This window comes from Dasania marina DSM 21967 (assembly GCF_000373485.1).
Taxonomy (GTDB): Bacteria; Pseudomonadota; Gammaproteobacteria; order Pseudomonadales; family Dasaniaceae; genus Dasania; species Dasania marina.
In genome coordinates, this window is sequence record NZ_KB891575.1 from 777,162 (window position 1) to 803,078 (window position 25,917).

Consider the following 25,917-nt stretch of genomic DNA (forward strand, 5'->3'; position numbering starts at 1 on the left):
CTGTAGTAGCCTGAGTAGCGCAGCATTGACCTGCGTATGACGCAATCAACCACCTTATAAGGACGGAGAAAATGGCAGCATCTACAGCTAAAGCGAGAGAAGAGGAAATGGCCGCTAGCAAGGAAGCGGTGCTAAGTGCTTACGATAAATTATTGGAAGCCAAAGAACATTTTAAACTAGCCGCTGAAGCGGCGGGTGTGGATATAAAAGATGAGGCGACCGAGCAATTATTAAAAGGCCGTGCTAAAACCGAAGAGCTGGGTGAACAGGCGGCCGTCTTTATTCGTGAAAAACCGCTGGCTACTTTGGGTGTCGCTTTTATTGCTGGTTATATTCTATCGCAGGTATTTTCGCGCAAATGAGTGAGTCGCCTGATGCAGGAAGCAGCAATAACAATGCGGAAAATACCGAGCAGCTAGCAGCCTTGCAAGTGTGGGCAAGCTGGCTGCAACAGTCGGCGGCTATGGGTAGCGAGCTATTACAGTTATTACAGCTTGAGTTGCGACTTGCCATTAAGGACGGTAAACGTTTATTCGTATTAGCCTTGCTGTTTGTTCCCCTGTTAATACTGGCGTGGCTAGGCATTACCGTATTGTTAGCGTGGCTGGTGTATTTAGTAAACGTCTCGGTGACGCAGGGCTTGCTGGCGTTTTTGGCTTTGCAGATTGCGGGCTTATGGATTATTACCCTGGCTTGGAAGCACTATAAGAAAAGTTTACGCCTGCCTCTAACTACACAACAACTACGCGATTTTTTTGGAGCTAAAAGCAGTGACACGTAAAGCCCTACGTCAGCAAATTCAGCAGCTAAACCACCGTTTGAACGAGCGTCAAAAAAAACGTCTGCGAACTAAGCAACAATTAACAGCGCTAGTAAAAAACACCCATCCTTTTTTACTAGTAGCCGTTGGGCTATTCGCAGGCGTTGCCTCGGGTTTGATGGGTTGGCGCAAGGTTTATGCAGTCAGCCGTGTTGGTTTTAATGTTTATCCCTTACTAAAAAATAGCGTCGGCGGCATGGTAGGTATGAGTAATGATTGAAGATGATGTCGCCGCCAAGCGCTTTGCTGTTAGGGTGACACGCTACGGCTTGTTAACGCTAGCACTGCTTTATACGCTGTATTTCGCTAAATCTTTACTCATGCTAATACTGGTGGCGCTGTTGTTCACTTTGTTACTTAGCCCTTTGGTAGCGCTGTTCAAACGCTTTTATATTCCACGAACCTTATCAGCTATTTTTTTACTCACCATGATAGGCGGCCCTTTTACCTTATTGGCGATTGAGTTAGCAGAGCCTGCACAAAAATGGTTGACCAAAGTCCCCGAAATTTCCGCGCAATTAACAGAAGGGCTAGATAGTATTAGCCAGGCGATAAGCCCGGATGCTGCCGCAGAAAATAAACAATCGTTGCCAGCGAAAGAAAAAAGCTTCAGCTTCTTTGGTCTTTTTGATAGCGATGACGAGCCGGTTGCAGAGCCAGAAAAAAATGGCGAAGGCAGTAGTGCGCTTTCCGCGCGGGTTATGCAGGGCGGGATAGAAATTATGGTGTCAGTATTGGGAGCTACACCGGTAGTGATTGCGCAGTTTATGACCTTTGTTATTTTGGTGCTGTTCCTACTTATCTTTGGGCCGCGATTATATGAAAGCTATGTGGATATTTTCCTTTCAGAAAACAATAATCGACCACCGGTTGAGTTAGTAGAAAAACTGCAAAAAGAGTTATCACGCTACATCATCACCGTGACGCTTATTAATACCGGCCTGGGAATAGTGACCGCCAGTGTCTTATGGATAATGGGAGTGGACGATGCTTTGCTTTGGGGTGGGTTGGTGGGGTTACTTAACTTTGCACCCTATGTGGGCCCCATAATCGCGATCATTATACTGGGCCTTGCCGGCATTACCCAGTACGGCATGGAATTGGTTTCACTGATACCGGCAGCGGTGTATTTTGCGCTCAACTTGCTAGAGGCTCAATTTATAACCCCTGCAGTGTTGGGTCGTCATATGAGGTTAAACCCCTTGGTATTAATTTTGTGGCTGCTAGTTTGGGGTTGGTTGTGGGGGCCTGCAGGTGTGCTGCTAGCGGTGCCTTTATTGGTGTGTTTAAAGCTAGTCGCAGCACAGTTAAATATATTGAAGGACTGGGTGCGCTTAATTGAAACTAGCGCGTAGTCCTTTTTATATTAACGAGAATAAACTGCCGAACGCTAATCTAGTGAGAAACCTAGCTGCGTAGGCGGCAGCGTCATGTGCAGCACGGAAAAGATCATAGCTTATGCCGCCGGCCGGGTTACCTTATCAAAAGTCTGCTGTACCTCAGCACTGGGTGCTGTGGTGAATAAGCTGACAACTATCACCGTTAGCAAAGAAAAGAAAAACCCAGGTACCAATTCATATAAATCAAACCAGCCACCGCTAAATTGTGCCCACACCACTACTGTTGTGCCGCCAACAAAGATACCGGCAAAGGCCGCAGTCGCGGTCATGCGCCGCCAATAAAGGCTTACTAATAAAGCGGGGCCAAAGGCTGCGCCCAAACCACCCCAGGCGTAGGCGACTGCATCTAACACTTTACTATTGGGGTCTAGGGCGAGCAGGCAGGCAATAGTGGCTAGCACGACTACCGCCCATCGGCCTAGCTTAAGCGCGGTGGCGGAATGGATATCGCGTTTGGTCCAAGTATCAATAATGTCCTCGGCTAATGCCGATGAGCAGACTAATAATTGTGAATCCACAGTGCTCATAATGGCGGCTAAAATCGCGGCCAGTAATACACCAGCGACTAAGGGATTAAAAATAATCTCTACTAATATCATAAATACTTTTTCAGGGTCGGCTAAGGGTTGAGGCATATAAGCCGCTCCCACCATGCCCACTAATACCGCCATGCTATACACCAACAGCGACCAGCTTATGCCTATAGTGGCGGCGGTGGGTACATCGTCGGCGCTGCGCAGGGCTTTAAAGCGCGCCAAAATATGGGGTTGGCCAAAGTAGGCTAGGCCCCAGCCCACTAAGCTGGCCCAGGCGATAAAGGTGAGGGGTTCGCCGTGGCGGTTAGTCCATAGGTCTAACATGGCGGGGTTTTGCGCGGCCAAAGCGCCAGAAAAATCATCCATGCCGCTTAACGCAACGGCGGGTACTATCACTAGGGCGAGTGTCATTAATAAGGCTTGCACCACATCGGTCCACGACACCGCTAAAAAACCGCCAAACAAGGTGTAAGAGATTACCGCCAACGTACCGAGGATGACGGCTAGCTGATAGTTCATACCAAAAACAGAAACAAATAATTTACCGCCGCCCATTAAGCCTGAGCTCACGTAAAATAAGAAAAACAATAAAATAAACACCGCACAAATGCTGCGCAGCCAAGGGCCTTGCACAGCAAAGCGACGTTGAAAATATGCGGGTAGGGTAACGGCATCGTCTAGGGCGTAACTGTATAGGCGTATGCGCCGCGCCAGCAGTAACCACGCGGCGGCTACGCCCATGCACAAACCTATAGCCATCCACGCCGCTTCTATACCCGCCACGTAGGCATAGCCAGGCAGACCTATTAACACCCAGCCCGACATGTCGGAGGCGCCCGCACTAAGCGCGGCTACCCAAGGGGATAAGCTGCGGCCACCTAAATAATAGTCGGTGGCATTATGGGTGCGTTTATAGGCGTAGAGGCCCAGTGCAAACACTAAGGCGATGTATAGGCAAAAGGTGATCGTGATAATCATAGGTTTTGCTCTTATTATTATTGATGGGCAGCTCTATAGAGCTGCCTTAATATGATTGTACCGTTGTAGCCTAACCTTAGCGCTGGTTGGGCAGTTTCGCCACCTCGCTTTCTATCCACTGCTTGGCTAAGTCATTGACTTCACGGCTGGTTTTGTCAGTGGTGTCTATAGGCTGGCCTATCACTATATGTATGGTGCCGGGGTATTTTAAAAACTTATCGGCAGGCCAGTACACGCCGGCATTGTGGGCAATGGGAATTATCGGCGCCTGTGCCGCGACTGCGATATTGGCACCGCCTCTGGCATAGTTGCTGGTTTGGCCGGGGTTGATACGGGTACCCTCGGGGAAGATTAAAACATTGCGGCCCTTAGCAATGGTGGCTACACCATCAGTTTGAATTTTTTTAAGGGCCTGCTTGGGGTTGCTGCGGTCTATGGCGATGGGCTCCACCAAGGCCAAACCCCAACCAAACACCGGAACTTTTAATAATTCTTTTTTTAACACTATACACACGGGCGCTAAAAAATATTGTAAGAAATAGGTTTCCCACTGGCTTTGATGTTTGGATAAGGCCACATAGGATTTATTATTGGGTAGGTTTTCACGGCCGTGGATGACAAACTTCAAACCTAAAACACAGCGTGCCCAATAGATGGTGCACACATTCCAGCCTAAAATATAACGGCTGCGTATGTTGTAGGGTAAGAATTTAAAAAACAATACGCCGGTGCCGCAAAACCAAATCGTGAGTAAGGCATAGCCTGTGTAAAACAAAGATGCGCGCAGGGCTAAAAACAGGTTTCTCATAAGCTTTTATTATTTCAATTGAGAAAGTAAAAAGTCACAGCTGGCAGCGAGGTCATCAAACACTAATAGGTCTGTTAACGCGGGCTGAGGCTGCTGGGTTAATTTTAGTAAACTACGTTCACCTTTGCCGGTTTTTACCAGCAGCGGTATGCAGGATTTGCTTAAGCCAGCTTCTAAATCTCGCAGTGAGTCGCCGACTATATAAGCGCCTTTGGCTGAGCAGCCTAAGGTTTGCTCTATAGCATCTATTAATCCGGCTTTAGGTTTGCGGCAATCGCAGTGATCTTCCGGTGTATGCGGGCAATAAAAAACTCCCGCCAATTCACCACCGGCTTTATGTAATAGCGCCGTCATTTTTGCATGCATGGCATCTAAATCAGCCTGCTGAAAATAACCGCGGCCCAAACCCGACTGGTTGGTGGCTATGGCGATACGGTAACCCGCCTGTGACAACCTAGCCATGGCCTCTATGCTACCAGGTATAGGCCGCCACTCATCTGCCGACTTGATGTAGTCGTCGGAGTCTTGGTTGATAACGCCATCTCTGTCGAGAATTAATAAAGTCATTAATGCGCTCTAGCAATTATCAATTATTTGGCGGGCACTAATAGCGAGATATCAGCCACTTCTAAAAATAAACCGCGCAGTTGTTTAAGCAACGCTAGGCGGTTATTTTTTAAACTTTCATCGTCAGCCATAACCATTACCGCATCAAAAAACTGATCTACCGGTTCGCGTAAATCCGCTAGGCTGGCTAAAGCCTCTTGGTATTGGCGCTGGGCAAATAGAGGTGCAACCGTTGCGGCTTTGTTAGCTACTAGCTTGGCCAAGGTTTTTTCTTCATCTTGTTGTAGCAAGGCGTTATCAACCGCGCCTATGCCATCTTGGTTTTCTAGCTTGGCTAAAATATTCGACACGCGCTTATTCGCTGCCGCTAAAGCTTGTGCTTCAGCTAGCTGGCTAAAGTGATTAACCGCTAATACCCGTTGGTTTATATCCAAAGGTTGCGACAAGTTTTTAGCGGATACCGCCATAAACACTTCCGCAGCAATACCGGCCTCTTCATACCAAGCGCGGAAACGCTCTAGCATATAAGCCAAAACCGTATCCGTTAAACCTTCAGCGGCAGGCAGGTCGCCGTGTTGCTGTTGCGCTAGCGCTAAACATTCACGTAGGTCGATATCTAAATCTTTTTCTACAATAATACGCAGCACCGCTAAGCTGGCGCGGCGTAAAGCAAAAGGGTCTTTAGAGCCAGAAGGTTTTTGGCCTATGCCGAATATACCCACTAAGGTGTCTAGCCTATCCGCCAATGCCACAGCACAGCCGGTTAAAGTCTCAGGTAGTTTGTCGCCTGCGAACTTGGGCAGGTAGTGATCTTTAATAGCATTGGCCGTTTCAGCATCTTCGCCATCATTGAGGGCGTAGTAGGTGCCGGCTATGCCCTGCATCTTATCGAACTCTAATACCATGTCCGAGACTAAGTCGGCTTTGCATAGCAAGCCAGCCTTAGCGGCTTTGCCGGCATCGCTGCCAATTTTTTCAGCCAGTATGCTCGCCAGTTTTTCTATGCGCTGGGCCTTGTCGCGCAAGGTGCCTAGCTTGGCTTGGAAAACCACGGTCTGTAATTTTTCGACTCGTTTAATCAGCGGTGTTTTCTTATCGGTTTCAAAAAAGAATGCGGCATCGCTTAAACGCGGGCGTATAACGCGCTCGTTACCGTCTATCACCTGCGCCGGGTCTAGGCTGACGATATTGGCCACGGTGATAAAGTGCGGCAGCAAGTTGCCTTCGCTATCAACCACATGGAAATACTTTTGATGCTCAGCCATAGAGGAGATTAACGCTTCAGCCGGTACCGCTAAAAAGCGCTGCTCAAAAGAGCCGGTTAAGGCTACCGGCCATTCAACTAGGCCGGTGACTTCCTCTAGCAGGCTCTCATCAATCACTGCTACGCCGCCGATTTTTTTACCTTCGGCAATAACCTGCTCGCGTATCATTTCTTTACGCTGATCGTAGCAGGCAATGACGTGGCCGCTGTTAGCTAGCAACTCTTGGTATACCGATGGGTTGGCAAACTCTAAGTAGGTGTCGCAGTGAAAGCGGTGGCCGCGGCTAATATTGGCAGCTTTAAGGCCTAAGATTTCGCAAGGGATAATATTGGCATCTAGCATCATCACCAGCCAGTGCACCGGACGGACAAATTCAATGCGGCTGGCACCCCAGCGCATGCGCTTGGGGATAGGTAATTTATCTAAAGCATTTTCGACGATGGCGGCTAGTAGCGTTTCGGTGGCGCTGCCCGCTAGCGTGCTGCGAAAAACTAACTTATCGGCCTTGCCGTCGTTTTCGACTTTTAGCTCAGCGACGGTAACGCCATTTTTTTTGGCAAACGCTTCCGCGGCCTTGGCAGGCTTACCCTCGGCATCAAAAGCGATTTTGGCCGGTGGCCCCCAAACGACGATGTCTTTTTGTGGGGTTTGGCTGGCTAAGGCGGTGACTACCACCGCCAAACGGCGCGGGGTAGCGAATGCTTGTAGGCCGGTAAAATTAAGCTCGGCCGCTTGTAAGCTTTGTTTAATGCTGGCGCTAAAGCTGTTGCGGAGTTTTAGTAGGGCGGTAGGCGGTAGCTCTTCGGTGCCTATCTCGACTAGAAAATCTTGGGTGCTAACTGAACTCATTATTTGTCCTCCGCGCTGGCAGCGAGTACTTCTTGACGTAATGCTTCACTCGCAAGGGGGAAGCCTAGGGCTTTGCGGGTATCAAAATAAGCCTGTGCCACACCGCGGGACAGGGTGCGCACCCGCAAAATAAAACGCTGACGCTCGGTAACCGAAATAGCGTGGCGGGCATCTAATAAGTTAAAAGCGTGTGAGGCCTTCATCACCATCTCATAGGCGGGCAGTGGCAGGTTGGCCTCGATTAGGCGCTGGCTCTCGGCCTCGCAGTGGTCAAACTGTTTAAACAGCTGCTCTACATCGGCTTGCTCAAAGTTGTAGGTAGACATCTCCACTTCGTTTTGGTGGAACACGTCGCCGTAGGTGACTATACCTTCGGGGCCTTTGGCCCATACCAAATCATAAATACTGTCTACGCCCTGCAAATACATGGCGATGCGCTCTAGGCCGTAGGTAATCTCGCCGGTAACCGGGTAGCACTCTAGGCCACCCACTTGTTGAAAGTAAGTGAACTGGGTGACTTCCATACCGTTTAACCACACTTCCCAGCCCAAGCCCCAGGCACCCAAAGTAGGGGATTCCCAGTTATCTTCCACAAAGCGTATATCGTGTATGGTGGGGTCTAAGCCTAAAAAGCGCAGCGAGTCCAAGTACATCTCTTGGATATTACTGGGCGAGGGCTTTAGCGCTACTTGAAACTGGTAGTAATGCTGCAGGCGGTTGGGGTTTTCACCGTAGCGGCCATCGGTGGGGCGGCGGCAGGGCTGCACATAGGCGGCGTTCCACGTTTCGGGGCCTATGGCGCGTAAAAAGGTGGCGGGGTGAAAGGTGCCTGCGCCTACCTCCATATCCAGCGGTTGTAAAATAACGCAGCCGCGTTCGGCCCAGAATTGCTGTAGGGATAAAATGAGTCCCTGAAAAGTGCTGACTTGAGAGTTCATAACGCCACGTAATTGAGTAATTGATAAACAAAGAAATAAAGTCGCGCATTATAGCGCGACTCGTAGCGTATAAGTAGTGCTGGCCTAGCTGAGCTAGATGGGCCAGGCTGTAGCGGCTGGGGGCTGATTGCGCGTTGGTGTTGGCCCTCCAACAAGGTATGATTCGCACTTCATTTATTCCTGCACAGAGTAAACCCTGAAACATGAAATCTTGGTTGTCAGCCACAACGCTAAAGCTGTTTGCCCTTTTCCCCTTATGGCTATTACGTCTAGTAGGCAATGGGGTGGGCTATGTGGCGTGGTTGAGCAATGGCCGCTCCCGGCAAATTACCGCCTTTAACATAGGCTTATGTTTTAGCGAACTAAGTCCACTGCAGCAGCGTGCCTTGGTTAAACAAAGCATGCGGCAGTTAGGTGTGTTGTTATTGGAGATGGGGCCGGTATGGCGTTGGCGCCCCGAGCGCTTATTAAAAACGGTTAAACAAGTCAGTGGCTATGAACATATAGAGCAAGCCGAACAAACCGGTAAAGGCACTATTTTAATTGTGCCGCACTTAGGTAGCTGGGAGATGGTAGGGGTTTATTTGGGTAAACGCTGTAAGGTAACTGCCTTATATCAACCGCCAGAAGACCCACGCTTTCACAAGATTATTCATACCGCTAGGTATAGAACCGGCATCACCTTAGCGCCTACCAATATGCGTGGCGTCAAAGCCTTGTTAAAGGCTTTAAAGGCCGGTGAGTCGGTGGCGATATTACCCGACCAAACCCCGGCCGAAGGCAGTGGCGAGTTCGCTGACTTTTATGGCCAGCCCACCTACACCATGACCTTGGTACATACCTTGATTAAACGTACCGGCGCTAGAGTGGTGAGCGGCGTTGCTAAGCGTGAGGGTTTAAATCAGTTTCATCTGCAGTTTCAGCCGGCCCCGGCCAGCATCTATAGCGAGGATATGCTCACCTCAGTGGCGGGGCTTAATGAATGTGTAGAAGCCTGCGTGCAGCTATGCCCCGAGCAATATCAATGGGAATACAACCGCTTTAAATTATTGCCAGGCGGCCAGCGCCGCAATTACCGTGACTCAACAAAGTAATACACAATTAAAAAAGGATAAGCTGTGATAGTAGGAAAAATAATAGGTGCCGTTTTAGGTTTTACCGTAGCCGGCCCCTTCGGTGCTTTGCTGGGATTAATGGCGGGCCACTTTTTTGATAGAGGCCTAGGCCAGGCCATGGGTTTTGACTACCAGGCTAACCGCGTACAGCAGCAGCAATTGTTTTTTGACACCGTATTTAAAGTCATGGGCCACTTGGCGAAAGCCGATGGCCATATTAGTAAAGAAGAGGTTAGCCAAGCCGAACAACTGATGACGCGTTTGGGCCTAAGCGCCGAGCACCGGCAGCAAGCCATAGAATTATTTCAGCAGGGCGCCAAGCCTGAATTTAACTTGCAGCAAAGCATTGCCCAGTTTGTAGAAAAAGGCGGCCGCAGCCATAACTTGCCCGCGCTACTATTAGAGTTTTTATTCACTATAGCCATGGCCGATGGCGAACTGCACCCCAACGAAAAAGAGATACTAGCCAACGTGGCCGGCTATATGGGCATAGGCAGCCGACAGTTTGAACAATTACTGGCCATGTTAATGGCGCAGCAACACTTCCATCAGGGCGCGGGTGGCCAGCAACAAACCAGTGCCAATGATTTAGATAAAGCCTATACCGCGCTGGGGCTAGAAAAAACCGTGAGTGATAAAGATCTAAAACACGCTTACCGTAAACTCATGAGCGCTCACCACCCCGATAAGCTCATCGCCCAAGGTGTGCCCGAAGATATGATGAAAGTGGCAACAGAAAAAGCGCAGGATATACAGGTCGCTTATGATTTGATTAAGAAGAGCCGCAAGTAGGGGGCTAAGCTGTTTATCTTGAGACTTTAGGCGGCGTAGCCTTGTGGCTTTATCTTTAACCGGGCTGTGTAAAGTGTGAGGCCTTGCCTCGTCAGGTGTGGGGAGATGACCCGGCAACTAGGTTGAAAAACACCATGTTAAAGACTAGATTAATAATATACTAAAGAACAAGCGTATGCCGTAATGGGAAATCAATCTTTATATGAGTTTTTTGAGCGTAAACAGGGCTATCACAGAGCTCTGTTAAGCTTGTTAACGAGTGACAAGGGTTTAAAGGAGTCTCTTCGTGATCTGGTTTTATTAATAGAAAGCGAAGCTGATGGAATGCTTGGCTCGGTATTATTGATGAGCCCCGATAGCATGCATTTACTCGAAGGCGGTGCCCCCAGCTTACCTAGGTTTTACAACGAAGCTATCAGTGGTGTGACTATTGGGATTGGGGTAGGGTCCTGTGGTAGCGCTGCATTCACGGGAGAACGGGTAATTGTAGAAAATATTAATACTCATCCTTATTGGGTCGATTTTAAAGCCACTGCGCTTAGGGCCAATCTTCAGGCTTGTTGGTCACAGCCTATTATTAAAAATGACGTTATTCTTGGCACCTTTGCTCTCTATTATAGTCAACCTCAAGCCCCTACGGAATACCATATTAATTTAATTGAAGAAGCCGCTGGGGCCGCAAAAGTTTTAATCGATAAAGAGTTTTCGTATCAATTAATTGATGAAAAGAATAATGCTCTAAAAAATGCCAATGAAAATGCGCAGTGGAAAAGTGAATTTTTTGCCAATATGAGTCATGAAATTCGCACTCCACTTAATGGTATTTTTGGTTCATTGGATTTACTCGCAGACACTGCTTTAGATTCTCAGCAAGAGCAATGGCTAAAAGTTATTAATTTTTCAACTTCAAGCTTACTTAGGATAATTAATGATATTTTAGATGTTTCTAAAATTAATGGTGGTAAGTTTTCGCTTGAGAATACGGTATTTAATTTTCATGAGTTACTAAAATCGATAGCATCTCCCTATAGATTAACGTCCGTTGGATTAGTTGAACTGGTTACTGTTTTTGAAGAACATTTACCTTTGTGGTTAGAGAGCGATCCAACACGCCTCCAGCAAATTCTAGGCAACCTTCTCAGCAATGCCTTTAAGTTCACATCTAAAGGAAAGGTTGAGTTGTCGGTAAGCGCCTTGGTGCAAGAAAACGGAATGGCAAATCTGTTATTTGAAGTTAAAGATACAGGTATTGGTATTAACAACGATAAAATTGAGAGTATATTTAGGCAGTATGAACAAGCCGATTCATCGACTACCCGACAATTTGGTGGTAGTGGTCTGGGGCTTTTTATCTGTAAAGAGCTAGTAGAATTGTTTGATGGTGATATATGGGTTAATAGTGAGCCTGATATAGGTTCAATATTTAGTATTAAGCTTAATCTAAAAATAGCAGAGCAGCCTCTGGCTATTGATTATGCTAATGAATTATCGTCTGACTTTTCTGGTATTCATGTTTTGCTTGTTGAAGACAATAGCGTTAATGCAAAAATAATGTCAGTCTTATTAACTAGCATTAACGTCAGTTTGACTACGGCAGTTAATGGCCGGCAGGCAGTGGATACGTTTTGTGATGTAAATAATAACTTTGATATGATATTTATGGATTGTGAAATGCCCATACTCGATGGTTATGAGGCTACGCGAATTATTAGGGCATGGGAGGAAAATAATAATAGACTACGGGCCCCTATTTGCGCTTTAACAGCGCATGCTATGGGGGAGCATGTCGATAAATGTATTTTGTCGGGTATGGATTATCATCTTGCCAAGCCAGTTACAAAGTCTAGTTTTAGGGTCATGCTTGGCAATATTTTTAAGAACCAAATTTAATTTCCAAAAAAGTGACGGAATCAGGCCTCACACCCCACATAGCCTCGATAAATCACCAAAAAGCTTGCCGCCTATTACGGCGGCATTATAATTTTGCTTACAGCTTACAGCTTACAGCTTACAGCTTACAGCTTACAGCTTACAGCTTACAGCTTACAGCTTACAGCTTACAGCTTACAGCTTACAGCTACTTAACCGCCCCCAAAGCCTGCTCCACATCAGCAATAATATCGGCTATATTTTCTATCCCCACGGATATACGTACCAAGTCAGTACTCACTCCAGCCGCCGCTAACTCTTGTTCGTTAAGTTGGCGGTGAGTAGTAGATGCAGGGTGGCAGGCCAGTGATTTGGCATCGCCTATATTCACTAAACGTAAAATCATTTGCAGGGCGTCGATAAATTGGCCGCCGGCTGCGCTGCTGCCTTTAATACCAAAGCTAACTATGCCTGAAGCTTTGCCGCCGGTTATTTTTTGGCAGGTTTCAAAATAGGGGCTGTCTTTTAAGGCGGCGTAGTTAACCCAGGCAACCTTGTCGTGGTTTTGTAAATAGTTGGCTAACTTTTCGGCGTTTTCGCAGTGGCGTTCCATGCGTAGGCCTAAGGTTTCTAAACCCTGCAGAAGATTAAAAGCGCTTTGCGCCGACAGTGCGGCACCGGTATTGCGTAGGGGCGCGACTCGGCAACGGCCTATAAACGCGGCTGGGCCTAAGGCCTCGGTGTATACCACGCCGTGGTAAGAGGGATCGGGTTCGTTCAGCACGGCAAAGCGCTCTTTGTTGGCTACCCAATCAAACTTACCGGAATCTATAATAATGCCGCCTATGGTGGTGCCGTGGCCGCCTATGTATTTGGTTAATGAATGTATAACAATGTCGGCACCTAGTTCGAAGGGGCGGCATAAAAATGGTGTGGCTACGGTGTTGTCTACCATTAGCGGTAGGCCGTGGCGGTGAGCAATTTCAGCCAGTTTTACGATGTCGACAACGTTGCCGGCGGGGTTGCCTATGGACTCGCAAAAAATCAGCTTGGTGTTTTCGTCTATGGCTGCTTCAAAACCAGCGTAATCATCGTGGGAGATCATCCGTGCTTCTATGCCTTGTCTAGGCAGGGCGTGGGCAAATAAATTATAGGTGCCGCCGTATAGCTGGCTGGTGCTAATAATATTGGAGCCTACATCGCATAGGCATTGTATGGCGTAAGTAATAGCGGCCATGCCTGAGGCGACACACAGCGAGGCTATACCGCCTTCCATAGCCGCTAGGCGCTGCTCTAACACATCGTTGGTGGGGTTCATGATGCGGCTGTAAATATTGCCCGGTACTTTTAAGTCAAACAAATCGGCACCGTGCTGGGTGTTATCAAAAGTAAAAGACGTGGTTTGGTATATGGGTACGGCAGCGGCCTTAGTGGTCGCTTCAGATTCGTAGCCATGATGTAACGCCAGTGATTCAAGTTTCATAATAAAAGCCTTTTCCTTGGGTTTAGTGACAGGGATGGTTATTCGGCTAATGCCAAGTCTTGTACAAAAAGAATATCCAGCACCACTTCTGGGTTCCACAGTTTTAATGCGGCCATGGTGTCATAGCGTATCTGGTCTAACTCTTTAATAGAGTTTATTTTAAAGTCTTCGGTCACCACAAAATGTACCATTACATAAGTATTACGGCCGCGCTTAGTCACTCGCAACTCAATTAATTGATGGGGAATGTGGCCCAATAGCTCAAACAGCTTGGCTTCTATTTCATTCACCACTTTGGCGGGCGGAGCCATTAAAATAACTTCGCGCAAGCTATCTAATAAAATACGGCCCGGTATGGGCAGTGCCAGCACGACTAAAATAACCAATAACAGTGGGTCTACATAGGGCGCTAAGTCGGCGTATGCGGTTTGATTGATCACCCATGCAACGATAAAGCCTAATAATACCGATAAGCTGAACAAGCCGTCCACAAACCAGGTTTTAGCTTCCACCGCCAGCAAGCCTGAGCGTATATCGCGGCCCATTTTTTTTAGAAAAAAGGACACTACAAAACAACCCACTGTAGATAGCACACCATAGACTACCGCCCAGCCGTATTCGGCAGAAGTGCCGCCGGTTCGCAAGCGCATTAAGGCTTCAACCCCAGCGTACACACAGGCCACTATTATTATTAGGGATTTAAATAAGTTAAGGGTAGGCTCTAAAGAGGTGTAGCCAAAGTGGAACAATTCGTCATCCGGTTTTTCGGCCAGTTTGGCCACCTTTAAGGTGACTAGCGTGGTGGCAAAGGCAATCAGCGAATAAATACCGTCAAACAGTATTGCCCCAGAGTTAGTAAACACTGCAAAGCCCAAAGCTAAGACGATAAAAAAGGTCACCCCATAAAGAGACACTAATAAGGCTTTTTGTTCGCGCTTGGCTTGGTTTTGGCAGGGCATAGTCGGCTCGTAAGTATAGGGCTTGTTAATGTTGGCTAAGCATATAGCCAAGCATACCAAACATAAAGCCTAAAACCGCCCCCATAGGCGGTGCCCAGTGTTTTTGCAGGGGCACTTGCGGGGCTATATCTTGAAACACTGAATATAAAATACCGCCAGAGGCCAGCAACATAATGCCGGCCAATAGCGTAGCTTGTTGTGCCAACCAATAAAAACCGATAACCCCAGCCACAGGCCCTAATAAAGCCATAAGGCTAAAGTATAAAATAATACGCCCCGGCTTTAGTCTAGAGCCATTAGCCAATTCGCGAAAAGCGTTAAAGCCTTCAGGTAAATTTTGCAGGGCAATTAGCCCGGCTAATAAAAAGCCACTAGGTCGGTGTAGGGCAAAGGCCGCCCCCAAAGCCATAGCCTCGGGTATAAAATCACTGAGCATAGCTGCCAGTTGCCCGGCGGGTGTTTGGTGTTTGGCTAAAAACCAATCTAAAGCCATAAAGGCTAAGCCGCCGCTAAGCAATAAAAGGGCTGCAGCGCCGCTGGATAGATGCGGCAAGCTGTCGGGCACTAACACCAAGGCCACCGCCGACAGCAGCGCGCCGCCGCCAAAAGCCAATAGGCTGTGCCTGAGTTCTTGTTCTAGCCACAGCGGTTTAATGGATTCTATACGGGCCAGTAATGCACCTGCGGGCATGGCCAAGCCTGCGATTAAACATAAAACAATAATGGTGAATAGGGTCATGGGTAAAAGCTTAGCTTATGAGTAAAAAATCATGAGTGATAGAAAGACGCCGATAGTAAAGGTGTAGCTAGCTTGTATTAAAGCAAGGGATTAACTAGCGAGCTGGGTTAGTTTGTAAGGCGATATCTGCACCGCTGTGCTCACCACCATCAAAATAAGCCACGGCATCGGCGGTGGTGGCAAAGATTTGCTCCTTGGTGAGGTGCTCCGCCAATGGCGAGTTTAGTAAAGCGTCGCGCACTGGACCAATTAAATGGGATAGATATAACTCAATGTTTTGCTGCTGCAGGTTAACGATGAAATGGGCCAGCATCTTAATAGCGGTGCTGTCGACACTGTTAACGGATTCAGCATCAAAAATAACGGCCTTTAATGTGCCGCTGGGGCGTTGCTTAATCCAGGCGTATAAATTGGTGGTGAAATAATCTTTGTTGGCAAAATATAGCGGTGCGTCAAAGCGAAAAATTAATAGCTCCTCGCGTACCTGCGCCTGTTGAAAGCGATTGATGTTGCGATACAGCTGGCGGTCGGCCAGTAAGCCCAGCTCGGTCATATGCGGAATAGCACTGCGATACACCACCACCATAATGGAAACCAGTACGCCTGCTAGTAAGCCCTGTTGTACACCCAAGAGTAAGGTAATAAAAAAGGTAACCAGCAGCGACAGAAATTCTTTCTTGTCTTGCTGCAACAGCGACTTCATTTCACCGTACTTGAATAAGCCCAGCACCGACATAATAATAATGGCAGCGAGTACTGTTTTAGGTAGAGGGTATTGGCTAAATAAAGGGCTTAAAAATAACAAGATCAGAGCGATAAAGGCCGCTGAGATTAATGCCGATATTTGCGTTTTCGCGCCAGCCTTCACAAAGACGGCACTGCGAGAAAAGCTAGCGGATACGGGCAAAGCGCGAAAAAGTGAGCCTAGAATGTTGGCGGCGCCTAAAGCAATCAGCTCTTGATTGGGCTTGGCGGTATGCTTATCGCTAGGCGTTTCCTGTGATTTACTAATAGAAATAGCGCCCACATAACCCATAAAAGCCACAGTAAAGGCTACCGGTAATAGCTGGCTTATTTGCTCTAGATTAAGGTTGGGCAGCGCCAACATGGGCAAGCCTTGTGGGATGCTGGTTATGGTGGCGACACCGTATTGTGACAGCTGCAACAGTCCAGAGCACAGCATACCAACGATTAATAAGAGCAAAGCCATGGGCAGCTTGGGCTTGTAGCGATTGCCAAGATACATTAACAGTAGGCTGCTTACACCTATCACCACGGTGTAGGGCGTCCACGCCGGGCTAGCTAGCAACAACAGATAAAGCTGGTTAAACACATTAGCGGCGGCTACCTCTACGCCCACTAAGCTTTGTAACTGGTTGCAGATAATAATCACTGCTGCCGCCGAGGTATAACCCACTATCACCGGGTAAGATAAAAAGTTGGCAATAAATCCCAGCCGTAATAAACCAAAGGCAAATTGCAGTAGGCCTACCAAAAGGCTTAGCAGTACTGCTAATTGCAGGTAGTGCTCGCTACCCGGTTCGGCCAATAGGCTTAAACCCGAGAGTATTAATATGGCATCTAAAGCCACAGGCCCTATCGATACTTTGTTGGAGGTGCCCAAGAGGGCATACAGTAGTGGTGGGAAGATGGCGGCATACAGCCCCACTTCCGGTGGCAAGCCTGCCACCATGGCATAACCCATGCCCTGCGGTATTAGCAAAACCCCGGTGGTTAGCCCCGAAGATAAGTCACTTAAAAATGTACTTTTGCTATAGCCCTGTAGCCACAGTAGTCCGGGAAATAGCTTGGATAACATAAACAGAGCCCTGGTATGGAGACGTTTTTATCTAGGCGGTTAAGGCCAAAAAAGTTGTTGTTAGTGTAAAGGTAAAAGCTACAGCAACAAAATGGGACGGTAGCACTATCGATGGCGGCTTAGGAGTCCGAGGACGAGTAAATACGTTGAAAGCCTTTCACGCTAAAACCATTCATGCGTTTATTACCCACTAAAATCACCGGTACCCCTTTTGCCCCTAGGGCCTTGTATTCGCGTTTGGCCTGCGGGTTTTTATCAATGTCTAATTCTATAAACGGTATGCCTTGGGCGATAAAATATTGTTTCGCTTTCTTGCAGTAGCCGCACCAAACGGCGGAATACATTTTAACCGTGCGGCTAACAATGCTGCTGTTTTGGGGTAGCGACTCAAAGGATACATGCTGGTAGCTATTCATTTGTAAGGTGACGGTTTCTACCGGCTGCTGGGTGTCTTTACTATCACTAAAGTGCACCCGGCCGTTTTCATCTACCCACTTATATATTTCGCTATAGCTTAGCGATGAAAAACTTAACAATAGGGTCGTGGTTAGCAGTATGGCTAAACGGGGCATGCCTACTATTCCTTGGCTATTACGTTAAATGGCTATGAGTGATAAACACTATAGCTGCCTGGGGGCAAAAAAGATGATGGCCATGCCCAACAGTGCCACTAGGCTACCGACTATATCCCAGACGCTGGGGTTAATGCCATCTACCAGCCACAGCCAGATTATAGCCATACCTATATAGACACCACCATAGGCGGCATACACGCGCCCGGCCGCTTCGGGGTGCAGCGATAGTAACCAGGCAAAGGCGGCCAAGCAGATAGCGGCGGGGATGAGTAGCAAGGCGCTTTTGCCCTGCTTTAGCCATAGGTAGGGCAGGTAGCAGCCAGCGATTTCGGCTAGGGCGGTAAGGGCAAATAAGCCTAGGGTTTTAAGTTCAAACATAGCGAGGTTGTGTAGCGGTAATGAATGAGAGGCTTAGTGTAACGTAAAGCATTGCGGTGTTATGAGGTTTTTATGGCTCTATAGTCGCCCGGGGTAATACCAACTACTTGGCGAAACTGGTGAATAAAATGGGCTTGGTCATAAAAGCCCGCTAGGTAGCTGATATCGGTAAGGCTTTGCTGGGCGGGAGCCTGTTTTAATAATTGCCGGGCATAGTCTGCTTGGCGCAGGCGGCTGTATTGTTTTGGGCTTAACCCTAGTTGCTGCTGAAATAGGCGATCGAGTTGCCGTTGGCTTAGCGCTGAGGTTGACGGCAGCATGCTACGTTGAGAGCCAAGCTGGGCCACAGGTTTAAGGCCATGGTTAGCGTTAATCCACTGCAGGGCATAATCCAATCTAGGGTCTAGTACGGGCCGCGGGCCCAGCTGTGCCAGCAGTACGTTTTCTATGTGCGCCACTCTAGCGTGGCCGGTGCTTAGCGCCGCTAATTGCTCGGCCAGCTCATCGCCCAGCGTAGGCAGTGCCAGCTGGTCGGGGTTGACCATGCTATCTAGCAGCTCGATTAACGGTAGCGCGAGTATGGCGCGACCCTTGCCGGGGTGAAAGCGCACGCCGAAGGTGTCGACTTCATTAGCCAGCCACAGTTGTGCGGAGCGGCGGTTGGGTCCGATGACGAAGCTGCCCTGGCCTAGGCTGATGTTATTGAGGCTTATGCTATCGGCAAAATTAAAAATAATGCCGCTGCCACCTTCAGGGTGCATAAACTCAGGGGTTTGTGACGGTGACGCCTGACGTAGGTTAATCTGCCAATAGCATTGCACATAGGGCGCCAGTGCCGGCTGCGGGGCATAGCGTTGAAAACCGAGATGAGACAATGAGTGCATCGCCGTGAGCCTAAAGAACAATGGGAGCAGTATAACAAAAGCCTAGTACGAAAAAAGTACGGCCCCTAAGAAAGCTGACGATGGCGAAAATATACAATGCACGGCAGCCGTATAGGCATAGGCTATGACTCAGATTTGAATCATTAGCGATAGAGGAATTACTCATGCCAGAACAACTGAATTATTACCAAGTGGCCCCCGATGCCATGGCTGCCTTTATAGGGCTGGAGCGTTATCTCAGTGCGCAACATGATGAGCAGGGGTTGAGTGAAAAACTTATAGAGTTAGTCAAAATTCGAGTTTCGCAATTAAACGGCTGTGCCTATTGCCTAGACATGCACAACAAAGATAGCCGCGCCCTGGCGGAAACCGAGCAGCGTTTGTATGCGCTTAGTGCCTGGCGGGAAGCGCCGTTTTATTCCCCGCAAGAACGCGCGGCATTAGCCTGGTGTGAAACCCTAACGCAATGGCAGCAGGCGGAGCAGCGCCCAGAGCAGCTACAACAGCTACGAACCTTGTTCGATGATAAAGCCATAGTCGATTTAACCCTTACCATTACTAATATCAATACGTGGAATCGTTTAGCGCTGTGTTTTGGTGCCGATGTGGGCTCTTATAAGGTCGGCCAGTTTGATCACATACTTAAATCATCGTAATAAGCTGTAAGGAGTAGCGAGATGACATGCGTAATAAACCTTTTCCGCTTGCTTGCCGTGTGGCTATTGCTAGCCACTACCGCGCAGGCCTATGAACAGGCGCTGCTGAACTTGCCGGCCAGCGACATTAACGGCAAGCCCGTAGCGGTGTCCCAGCTGCTGGGTAAAAGGCCGCAGTATATAAAATTCTGGGCCAGTTGGTGCGTGCCCTGCAATCAGCAAATGCCGCACTTTGTCGAAGCGTCGCAACACTATGGCGACAGCCTTGCATTCTTATCAGTCAATATAGATTTAAATGAAGACAGGGCGGCAGTGCTAGCGATGATAGAAAAATACGGCATGAGCATGCCGACGGTACAAGATAGTGACGGCCGATTAAGTCAGGCCTTTGATTTGCTGGGCACGCCTTTGCATATCTTAATCGATGGTCAAGGTCGGGTCGTACACAAGGGTCATAAGGTGGATGCGCGCCTAAAGCAGCGGCTGGCCATGTTGGCTAGTAGCGACAGCTACCTAGAGCGCGTTAATATCGTCGAGGGCCAGCACAGCAGCGCATTGCCAGTGCTAGCTCAGCAGGGTCTTAGCGCGCTGTATTTTACCGCGACGTGGTGTGATTGGTATTTAGCAGAGTCTAGGCCTGAGCAAAGTAAAAACTGTGTGCAGGGCCAGCAGGTGCTGAAGCAATTGCTAGTGGCTTATCCCACACTGAGCCTACAGACATGGGTTTCACGCTTATGGACCGAGCTTGCCGACGTTGCCGACTATAAGCAAAAATATCAGCTTAGTAGCGAAGTGTTGATAGATAAAAATAACGCGGCCTCTGTTCGCTATGGCGTTAAAACACTGCCCACTTTATTGCTGTTTAAAAATGGTAGCGAGGTGCTGCGCATTAAGGACTTCTCCTCATACCTCCATGTTCAGCAGCAGCTAGCTAACAGGATGTAGTAACCGCCAAGCAGGGACGATAGCGTTCTATTGGATTAACGTAGCCTTATTTATAGATGATACATAAGGCGGTCTGTAAAGGCTAAGTAGTAGAGTCGAGGAGGTTAGCTACGGCTTTAGTAAAGCTATTAATTAATCGCCGGCAGCGCCATGGTTATAAATCCATTTTGCCGCACGGCCGCGGCCAGTGCTTTGCAGTAGGCCTAGTTTGCGGCAGTCACGGACCACCTTACGTATCATATCTGGTCCTATGCTGGGCAGTTGCTGCTGTAACTCGCTTAAAGAAAAGGGCCGCTCGAAGCTGGCCAGCGTTTGTTGTATCAATTGGGTTTTACTGCCGCGTTTATTGCTGATGCCGTTTTGCGCGCAGGCCTGTTCAAAGCCTTGATAGCACTGCTGCAACAGCTGCCAGCAATACATTAACCAGTCTTGCAGCGGTGCCTGTTGTCGGCTGCAGGCATAGAGCTGGGTATAAAACTGCGGGTCGGTGCGCAGTATCAAGGCTTCCATACTTTGATACTGCAACACCTCATGGCCTTGCTCTATTAATAGCTCTCTAAGGAGCAATAGTGCGATGCGGCGGTTGCCATTTAAAAAGGGGAACAGCTGCAATAGGTCGTAGATAAAAACCGGTATGGCGATTAAGGGCTCTACTTCGGCGGCGATGTGCCCGCGTAACTGTTGCAGCGCTAGCTCAATGCTCTCGGTGACGGGATTGCTATGGCTGGCGATGACAAGTTGTTGGCCACTTTGGTGACGTAGCGGTAATGTTAACTTCAGGCTGCGCCATTGCCCGCCCTTGGGGTGTAGCTGCTGGTGCAGTTGCTGTATCTGTGTAGCGCTTAGATCGGCCAGATGTAGGCTGCGCGAGTAGGTAATGGCCTGTTGATAATTGAAGGCGGTGCCGTCTAGAGTAAGTGTACTGAGTAGCAAGTCGGCCTGCTGATCGTTGTATCTTATTAGGCTGGCCAGCCAGTCGGGGGAAATACTTGCTTGGGCGGCGTAGCGGCCTTGCTGGTATTTGAGGCTGGCCAGTTGCTGGGCTTGCAGTAGGGAAAAGCTAAGCGCGAGTATATGAGGGAGCTGTGGGGTAGTCATGCGACTTAATATAGGTATTAAATTGGATTAATACCATATTTATTGTTCTAATTTTGCCGTTTTTAGGTTGTAGATACATAAATTAGGTAGTAAGTAAGATTGTTACCTATTTTGTTTTGCGTAATGATTGTAACCCGCGGTTAACCTTCTGCAAGTGCTCGCCTATGGCCGGCCCCTTGGCCTTAGATACGCCCACGGCCAGTATATCTATAACCGCCATATGGGCGATGCGTGAGGGTAGCGGGGTGTAGTTTTCGGTGTCTTCCTCTACATCTATATGCAGTGGGATATCGCATTCCAGTGCCACCGGCGTGTTACTGGGGGCTAGGCCTATGATGGTAGCGCCCGATTCTTTAACTAGGGCCATACCATCTAACAGTATCTGGGTACGGCCCGTTTGCGAAATGGCGACCACTACATCCTCATCGGTCAGCGACATCGCCGACATAGCCTGAATATGGGGGTCGGAATAGGCTGAGGATGGAATTTGCAGGCGGAAAAACTTGTGTTGAGCATCGGTGGCCACTGGGCTGGAGGCACCAAAGCCATAAAACTCTACCCGTCTGGCCAGCATTAAGGCGGCCACGGCCTGCTCTATGGTGTATACGTCTATGCTATCGCGCACCCGTTTGAGGGTGTCTATGGTGGAGTCAAAGACCTTGTTGGTGTATTCCCGCGCCGAGTCTGATTCGTGCAGGCTAAACTCCTGATACTGGGAGTTGTGGGCGATGTGTTGCGCCAGTAATACCTTAAAATCCTGAAAGCCGCTGCAACCTATGGCGCGACAAAAGCGCACCACGGTGGGCTCGCTGACATCGGCGGCGCTGGCTAGGTCGACGATGCGGCGGTGTATGACCTCGCTGGGGTTGGCTAGTACATAATCGGCTACTTTGCGCTCAGATTTGCGCAAATTGGGCTCACAGTTTTCAATAATTTTAATAATATTACGTGGCTTCACGGTGGCCCTTAGTATTGGCTACAGACGTTTATGAGGTGAACAGCCTAAAACAGGGAGTGTAACCATTTTTTTTTCATCCGTCCTGTGCGCAATAACATAATAACGGGCGATTGAATTCTGGTAGAATCCTTCGCCATGGATGTTTCTCATATACTCAATGATTTAAACGACGCGCAACGGCAAGCTGTTGCTGCGCCACCTTCTAATATGCTGATTTTGGCGGGGGCGGGCAGTGGTAAAACCCGCGTGCTGGTGCACCGCATCGCCTGGTTAATACAGGCCGAGAATATGGCCCCGCAGGCCATACTGGCGGTGACCTTCACCAATAAAGCCGCCCGCGAAATGCGCGAGCGTATAGATGAGTTATTATCTATACCTACCCGCAGCATGTGGGTGGGCACCTTTCACGGCCTGGCGCACCGCTTGTTAAAAGCCCATTGGCAAGAGGCGGGGCTGCCGCAAAATTTCCAAATACTGGACTCCGACGATCAGCTGCGCATTGTTAAACGCATACACAAAGAGCTGGCGCTGGATGAATCGCGCTGGCCGCCCAAGCAATCACAGTGGTTTATTAACGGCCAAAAAGATGAAGGCAAGCGCGCCGCGCATATGGAGGTGTACGGCAACGACCTCTATCAAAAAACCATGTTGGCGGTGTATCAGCAATACGAGCAGGCCTGCGAGCGTCAGGGGGTAGTGGATTTTGCCGAGCTATTATTACGCGCCCACGAGCTATGGTTGAAAAACCCGAAATTACTGGCGCATTACCAGCAGCGCTTTCAGCATCTGTTAGTAGACGAGTTTCAAGATACCAATGCCGTGCAATACGCCTGGCTGCGGGTGTTGGCGGGCAAGCAAATCCCTATCGCCGCAGTGGGCGATGACGATCAGTCTATCTATGGCTGGCGCGGGGCCAAAATTGAAAATATCCAGCAGTTCTCGCAAGACTTCGTCAACACCCAAGTGATACGGCTAGAGCAAAACTATCGCTCCACCTCTACCATACTGGGGGCGGCCAATGCTGTTATCGCCAATAACACCGAGCGTCTAGGTAAGGAGCTATGGACCGACGGTGGTGAAGGTGATTTGATCTCTTTATACACCGCCTTTAACGAGCAGGACGAAGCGCGCTTTGTGGTAGAGCGCATAGAAGAGTGGGTTAATCAGGGCGGTTTACGCGCGCAGTCGGCCATATTATACCGATCCAACGCTCAATCGCGGGTATTAGAGGAAGCGTTAATTCGCGCCGGTATGCCCTACCGTATCTACGGTGGCCAGCGCTTCTACGACCGCCTAGAAATCAAAAACGCCTTGGCCTATATGCGGCTAATTAATAATCGCCACGACGATACCGCGATAGAGCGAGCCATTAACACGCCCACTCGCGGCATAGGCGGTAAAACCGTGGATGTGGTGCGCAGCTATGCCCGCGAACACGGCAGCTCTATGTGGCAGGCCTTGGCCAAGGTGGTGGAGCAAAAGTTATTACCTGCCAGGGCCAGTAATGCCTTGCTGGCCTTTGCCGACTTAATCGATACCTTGGGTAACGACAATGATGAGCTAAGCTTAGAGGATCTAGCCGATGAAGTGATTAAACGCTCGGGGCTAATAGACTTTCACAAAAAAGAAAAAGGCGAGAAGGGCCAGGCGCGAGTAGAAAACCTACAAGAGCTGGTGGTAGCGGCAAAGCAATTTGTGGCTAGCGACGAAGCGCTGTCACCGCTGCAGCAATTTTTGGATGAAGCGGCGCTGGATGCCGGTGAGCAACAGGCCGACGAACACGAAGACAGTGTGCAGTTAATGACTTTGCACTCTTCGAAGGGCTTGGAATTTCCGCTGGTATGCTTAGTGGGCATGGAGGAGAACCTATTCCCCCATAAAATGTCCATGGACGAGGCCTCGGGGATAGAGGAGGAGCGCAGGCTCTGCTATGTGGGTATTACCCGCGCCATGCAAAAGTTGTATATCAGCTATGCGGAGTCGCGCCGCATGTATGGTAACGAAAACTTTAATGCGCCCTCGCGTTTTATCCGCGAGATACCCACAGAGTATGTGGAAGAGGTGCGTTTAAATACCACCATCAGTCGCCCGGCCAGTTATGCGCCAGCGGTTAATGGCCACGGATTTGAAATTACTGGCACCGGTATGAGCTTAGGGCAGATGGTTTATCATCAAATATTTGGTAGTGGTACGGTGGTGAATTTTGAAGGCCAGGGCAGTAGCGCCAGGGTGCAGGTTAATTTTGATGATGAAGGCAGCAAGTGGTTGGTGCTGCAGTATGCGAATTTAGAAGCTTTATAGCACTAGTTGCTAACAGCAAGAACTAACTTTACGACTAATAATGATATGAAAACAAATCGAAAGCTTAGCCCGCTTATTATTCTGACCTTAGTTGCCTTGTTAGTCGCGGTAAGTTGGTTGCTGGTGTTAGAGCGTAGCTCAAAAATTATTGCCAAGCATGATCAAAGCGCCGAGCAACAACAAACCTCCCAAGAGGTGATAGAGTGGAAGCTGGTTACCTCTTGGCCGAAAAATTTTCCTGGCTTAGGTAATGGCCCAGAGGTATTTGCCAAGGCGGTAGCACGGGCCAGCAACGGCCGCTTAAAAATACGCGTTTACGGTGCCGGTGAATTAGTACCTGCGCTGGGTGTGTTTGATGCGGTGTCGCAGGGCACGGTACAAATGGGTCACTCAGGCGCTTACTACTGGAAGGGCAAAGCGCAGGCGGCTACGTTTTTTACCAGTATCCCCTTTGGTATGAACGCCCAGGAGATGAACGGCTGGCTGCACTACGGTGGTGGCTTAGAGTTGTGGCAGGAGCTGTACGCCCCCTTTAATATCATTCCCATGGCTGGGGGCAACTCCGGCGTGCAAATGGGCGGTTGGTTTAATAAAGAAATTAATTCCCTTGAAGACATAAAAGGTTTAAAAATGCGCATACCCGGTATGGGTGGCGAAATATTTAGTCGTGTTGGGGGTACCGTGGTGAACTTGCCTGGCGGCGAGCTCTATACCGCTTTGCAAACCGGGGTAATAGACGCCACCGAATGGGTGGGGCCCTATAATGATAAGGCCTTTGGTTTACATGAAGTGGCAAAATATTATTACTATCCGGGCTGGCACGAGCCGGGATCTAATTTGGAGTTTTTAATTAATAAGACCGCCTTTGAGACCTTGCCCAAAGATTTACAGGCTATTGTTAAAATTGCTGGCCGCTATGCCAATCAAGATATGTTAGATGAGTACACCGCTAGAAATAATGCCGCCTTGGTGGCGCTGAGTGAAAACCCTAACATCAGCATACGCCGCTTTCCCGACGACGTACTCAAGGCGTTAAAAACAGCCACAGAGCAGTATATGCAAGAAATTATTCAACAAGATGCCATGACTAAAAAGGTGTACCAATCTTGGAAAACCTTTGCCGATGGCGTTAAAAATTATCACCATATTTCAGAGCAGGCCTATATCAATGCTAGAGACTTATAA

At 48.8% G+C, this 25,917-nt stretch carries 25 protein-coding genes; 11 read left to right on the plus strand and 14 right to left on the minus strand.

Features of this window, described 5'->3' with window-relative positions:
- Positions 1–71: 71 nt before the first annotated feature.
- The 4 genes from B067_RS19585 to B067_RS0103595 are packed head-to-tail and all read left to right on the plus strand — an operon-like array spanning position 72 to position 2,175.
- Entirely contained in the window at positions 72–362 is a 291-nt protein-coding gene (locus tag B067_RS19585) for a hypothetical protein (protein WP_019528684.1), read from the plus strand.
- Positions 359–781 (plus strand): hypothetical protein, encoded by a 423-nt coding sequence (locus B067_RS0103585; protein ID WP_019528685.1) that lies wholly within the window; start codon positions 359–361, stop codon positions 779–781. Before B067_RS19585 ends, B067_RS0103585 begins: the two co-directional genes overlap by 4 nt.
- Entirely contained in the window at positions 771–1,040 is a 270-nt protein-coding gene (locus B067_RS0103590; RefSeq protein WP_019528686.1) for a hypothetical protein, read from the plus strand. Before B067_RS0103585 ends, B067_RS0103590 begins: the two co-directional genes overlap by 11 nt.
- A complete protein-coding gene (locus B067_RS0103595; RefSeq protein WP_019528687.1) occupies positions 1,033–2,175 on the plus strand; it encodes an AI-2E family transporter in 1,143 nt (380 codons plus the stop codon). The genes B067_RS0103590 and B067_RS0103595 overlap by 8 nt, the downstream gene beginning before the upstream one ends.
- Positions 2,176–2,276: 101 nt before the next feature.
- Here the strand turns inward: B067_RS0103595 and putP are convergent, their stop codons facing one another.
- The 5 genes from putP to glyQ all read right to left on the minus strand — a co-directional run bounded on the left by putP (position 2,277) and on the right by glyQ (position 8,161).
- Positions 2,277–3,734 (minus strand): sodium/proline symporter PutP, encoded by a 1,458-nt coding sequence (gene putP, locus B067_RS0103600; RefSeq protein ID WP_019528688.1) that lies wholly within the window; start codon positions 3,732–3,734, stop codon positions 2,277–2,279.
- Between the two features lie 76 nt (positions 3,735–3,810).
- Positions 3,811–4,542, minus strand: a complete 732-nt coding sequence (locus tag B067_RS0103605) for a lysophospholipid acyltransferase family protein (protein ID WP_019528689.1) — start codon at positions 4,540–4,542, stop codon at positions 3,811–3,813.
- 9 nt (positions 4,543–4,551) lie between these two features.
- A complete protein-coding gene (gmhB, locus tag B067_RS0103610) occupies positions 4,552–5,109 on the minus strand; it encodes a D-glycero-beta-D-manno-heptose 1,7-bisphosphate 7-phosphatase (RefSeq protein WP_019528690.1) in 558 nt (185 codons plus the stop codon).
- Between the two features lie 23 nt (positions 5,110–5,132).
- Complete coding sequence (gene glyS / locus B067_RS0103615; RefSeq protein ID WP_019528691.1) at positions 5,133–7,223, minus strand: glycine--tRNA ligase subunit beta; 2,091 nt, start codon at positions 7,221–7,223, stop codon at positions 5,133–5,135.
- Positions 7,223–8,161 (minus strand): glycine--tRNA ligase subunit alpha, encoded by a 939-nt coding sequence (gene glyQ / locus B067_RS0103620; RefSeq protein WP_019528692.1) that lies wholly within the window; start codon positions 8,159–8,161, stop codon positions 7,223–7,225. The genes glyS and glyQ overlap by 1 nt, the downstream gene beginning before the upstream one ends.
- 203 nt (positions 8,162–8,364) lie before the next feature.
- Here glyQ and B067_RS19590 point away from each other — a divergent pair, with 203 nt between their 5' ends.
- The 3 genes from B067_RS19590 to B067_RS19595 all read left to right on the plus strand — a co-directional run bounded on the left by B067_RS19590 (position 8,365) and on the right by B067_RS19595 (position 11,958).
- Positions 8,365–9,255 (plus strand): lysophospholipid acyltransferase family protein, encoded by an 891-nt coding sequence (locus B067_RS19590; protein WP_019528693.1) that lies wholly within the window; start codon positions 8,365–8,367, stop codon positions 9,253–9,255.
- A 24-nt stretch (positions 9,256–9,279) separates the two neighbouring features.
- Positions 9,280–10,068 (plus strand): co-chaperone DjlA, encoded by a 789-nt coding sequence (gene djlA, locus B067_RS0103630; RefSeq protein WP_019528694.1) that lies wholly within the window; start codon positions 9,280–9,282, stop codon positions 10,066–10,068.
- 183 nt (positions 10,069–10,251) lie between these two features.
- Positions 10,252–11,958, plus strand: coding sequence for a GAF domain-containing hybrid sensor histidine kinase/response regulator (locus B067_RS19595; protein ID WP_019528695.1), 1,707 nt, complete (start codon positions 10,252–10,254; stop codon positions 11,956–11,958).
- A gap of 187 nt (positions 11,959–12,145) precedes the next feature.
- Here B067_RS19595 and B067_RS0103640 read toward each other — a convergent pair whose 3' ends face one another.
- From B067_RS0103640 to B067_RS0103670, 7 genes are all read right to left on the minus strand, one after another.
- Positions 12,146–13,420 carry an O-acetylhomoserine aminocarboxypropyltransferase/cysteine synthase family protein gene (locus B067_RS0103640; RefSeq protein ID WP_019528696.1) on the minus strand — a complete coding sequence of 425 codons (1,275 nt, stop codon included), beginning with the start codon at positions 13,418–13,420 and terminating at the stop codon, positions 12,146–12,148.
- 38 nt (positions 13,421–13,458) lie between these two features.
- On the minus strand, positions 13,459–14,379 hold the full coding sequence (locus tag B067_RS0103645) for a cation diffusion facilitator family transporter (RefSeq protein ID WP_019528697.1): 921 nt from the start codon (positions 14,377–14,379) through the stop codon (positions 13,459–13,461).
- 25 nt (positions 14,380–14,404) lie between these two features.
- The gene (locus B067_RS0103650) at positions 14,405–15,118 is read right to left on the minus strand and encodes a ZIP family metal transporter (protein ID WP_019528698.1); all 714 of its coding nucleotides are present in this window, start codon (positions 15,116–15,118) and stop codon (positions 14,405–14,407) included.
- 94 nt (positions 15,119–15,212) lie between these two features.
- On the minus strand, positions 15,213–16,937 hold the full coding sequence (locus B067_RS0103655; protein ID WP_019528699.1) for a SulP family inorganic anion transporter: 1,725 nt from the start codon (positions 16,935–16,937) through the stop codon (positions 15,213–15,215).
- A 119-nt stretch (positions 16,938–17,056) separates the two neighbouring features.
- Positions 17,057–17,509, minus strand: coding sequence for a glutaredoxin domain-containing protein (locus B067_RS0103660; RefSeq protein WP_019528700.1), 453 nt, complete (start codon positions 17,507–17,509; stop codon positions 17,057–17,059).
- A 48-nt stretch (positions 17,510–17,557) separates the two neighbouring features.
- Positions 17,558–17,890 carry a YnfA family protein gene (locus B067_RS0103665; protein ID WP_019528701.1) on the minus strand — a complete coding sequence of 111 codons (333 nt, stop codon included), beginning with the start codon at positions 17,888–17,890 and terminating at the stop codon, positions 17,558–17,560.
- 59 nt (positions 17,891–17,949) lie between these two features.
- Positions 17,950–18,774, minus strand: a complete 825-nt coding sequence (locus B067_RS0103670) for an AraC family transcriptional regulator (protein ID WP_019528702.1) — start codon at positions 18,772–18,774, stop codon at positions 17,950–17,952.
- A gap of 164 nt (positions 18,775–18,938) precedes the next feature.
- On the opposite strand from B067_RS0103670, the gene B067_RS0103675 reads away from it, so the two are divergent.
- Entirely contained in the window at positions 18,939–19,430 is a 492-nt protein-coding gene (locus B067_RS0103675; protein ID WP_019528703.1) for a carboxymuconolactone decarboxylase family protein, read from the plus strand.
- A 21-nt stretch (positions 19,431–19,451) separates the two neighbouring features.
- Entirely contained in the window at positions 19,452–20,375 is a 924-nt protein-coding gene (locus B067_RS0103680; protein WP_019528704.1) for a redoxin domain-containing protein, read from the plus strand.
- Positions 20,376–20,507: 132 nt separating this feature from the next.
- On the opposite strand, the gene B067_RS0103685 is transcribed toward B067_RS0103680, so the two are convergent.
- On the minus strand, positions 20,508–21,473 hold the full coding sequence (locus tag B067_RS0103685) for a Fic family protein (protein ID WP_019528705.1): 966 nt from the start codon (positions 21,471–21,473) through the stop codon (positions 20,508–20,510).
- 106 nt (positions 21,474–21,579) lie between these two features.
- Positions 21,580–22,431: a transcriptional regulator HexR gene (hexR, locus tag B067_RS0103690; RefSeq protein WP_019528706.1), complete on the minus strand. Its 852-nt coding sequence runs from the start codon at positions 22,429–22,431 to the stop codon at positions 21,580–21,582.
- A 135-nt stretch (positions 22,432–22,566) separates the two neighbouring features.
- Here hexR and uvrD point away from each other — a divergent pair, with 135 nt between their 5' ends.
- Positions 22,567–24,732 carry a DNA helicase II gene (uvrD, locus tag B067_RS0103695; protein ID WP_019528707.1) on the plus strand — a complete coding sequence of 722 codons (2,166 nt, stop codon included), beginning with the start codon at positions 22,567–22,569 and terminating at the stop codon, positions 24,730–24,732.
- A gap of 45 nt (positions 24,733–24,777) precedes the next feature.
- The gene (locus tag B067_RS0103700) at positions 24,778–25,917 is read left to right on the plus strand and encodes a TRAP transporter substrate-binding protein (RefSeq protein ID WP_019528708.1); all 1,140 of its coding nucleotides are present in this window, start codon (positions 24,778–24,780) and stop codon (positions 25,915–25,917) included.

Excerpts from the sequence above, each read along its gene's own strand:
- B067_RS0103645 (WP_019528697.1), bottom strand. The coding sequence starts at position 14,379 with ATGCCCTGCCAAAACCAAGCCAAGCGCGAACAAAAAGCCTTATTAGTG.
- B067_RS0103650 (WP_019528698.1), bottom strand. The coding sequence starts at position 15,118 with ATGACCCTATTCACCATTATTGTTTTATGTTTAATCGCAGGCTTGGCC.
- gmhB (WP_019528690.1), bottom strand. The coding sequence starts at position 5,109 with ATGACTTTATTAATTCTCGACAGAGATGGCGTTATCAACCAAGACTCC.
- B067_RS0103595 (WP_019528687.1), top strand. The coding sequence starts at position 1,033 with ATGATTGAAGATGATGTCGCCGCCAAGCGCTTTGCTGTTAGGGTGACA.
- B067_RS0103605 (WP_019528689.1), bottom strand. The coding sequence starts at position 4,542 with ATGAGAAACCTGTTTTTAGCCCTGCGCGCATCTTTGTTTTACACAGGC.
- B067_RS0103680 (WP_019528704.1), top strand. The coding sequence starts at position 19,452 with ATGACATGCGTAATAAACCTTTTCCGCTTGCTTGCCGTGTGGCTATTG.
- B067_RS0103655 (WP_019528699.1), bottom strand. The coding sequence starts at position 16,937 with ATGTTATCCAAGCTATTTCCCGGACTACTGTGGCTACAGGGCTATAGC.
- B067_RS19590 (WP_019528693.1), top strand. The coding sequence starts at position 8,365 with ATGAAATCTTGGTTGTCAGCCACAACGCTAAAGCTGTTTGCCCTTTTC.
- putP (WP_019528688.1), bottom strand. The coding sequence starts at position 3,734 with ATGATTATCACGATCACCTTTTGCCTATACATCGCCTTAGTGTTTGCA.
- B067_RS0103665 (WP_019528701.1), bottom strand. The coding sequence starts at position 17,890 with ATGTTTGAACTTAAAACCCTAGGCTTATTTGCCCTTACCGCCCTAGCC.
- glyQ (WP_019528692.1), bottom strand. The coding sequence starts at position 8,161 with ATGAACTCTCAAGTCAGCACTTTTCAGGGACTCATTTTATCCCTACAG.
- B067_RS0103660 (WP_019528700.1), bottom strand. The coding sequence starts at position 17,509 with ATGCCCCGTTTAGCCATACTGCTAACCACGACCCTATTGTTAAGTTTT.
- B067_RS0103700 (WP_019528708.1), top strand. The coding sequence starts at position 24,778 with ATGAAAACAAATCGAAAGCTTAGCCCGCTTATTATTCTGACCTTAGTT.
- glyS (WP_019528691.1), bottom strand. The coding sequence starts at position 7,223 with ATGAGTTCAGTTAGCACCCAAGATTTTCTAGTCGAGATAGGCACCGAA.
- B067_RS19595 (WP_019528695.1), top strand. The coding sequence starts at position 10,252 with ATGGGAAATCAATCTTTATATGAGTTTTTTGAGCGTAAACAGGGCTAT.
- B067_RS0103640 (WP_019528696.1), bottom strand. The coding sequence starts at position 13,420 with ATGAAACTTGAATCACTGGCGTTACATCATGGCTACGAATCTGAAGCG.
- uvrD (WP_019528707.1), top strand. The coding sequence starts at position 22,567 with ATGGATGTTTCTCATATACTCAATGATTTAAACGACGCGCAACGGCAA.
- B067_RS19585 (WP_019528684.1), top strand. The coding sequence starts at position 72 with ATGGCAGCATCTACAGCTAAAGCGAGAGAAGAGGAAATGGCCGCTAGC.
- B067_RS0103585 (WP_019528685.1), top strand. The coding sequence starts at position 359 with ATGAGTGAGTCGCCTGATGCAGGAAGCAGCAATAACAATGCGGAAAAT.
- B067_RS0103685 (WP_019528705.1), bottom strand. The coding sequence starts at position 21,473 with ATGACTACCCCACAGCTCCCTCATATACTCGCGCTTAGCTTTTCCCTA.
- B067_RS0103670 (WP_019528702.1), bottom strand. The coding sequence starts at position 18,774 with ATGCACTCATTGTCTCATCTCGGTTTTCAACGCTATGCCCCGCAGCCG.
- B067_RS0103675 (WP_019528703.1), top strand. The coding sequence starts at position 18,939 with ATGCCAGAACAACTGAATTATTACCAAGTGGCCCCCGATGCCATGGCT.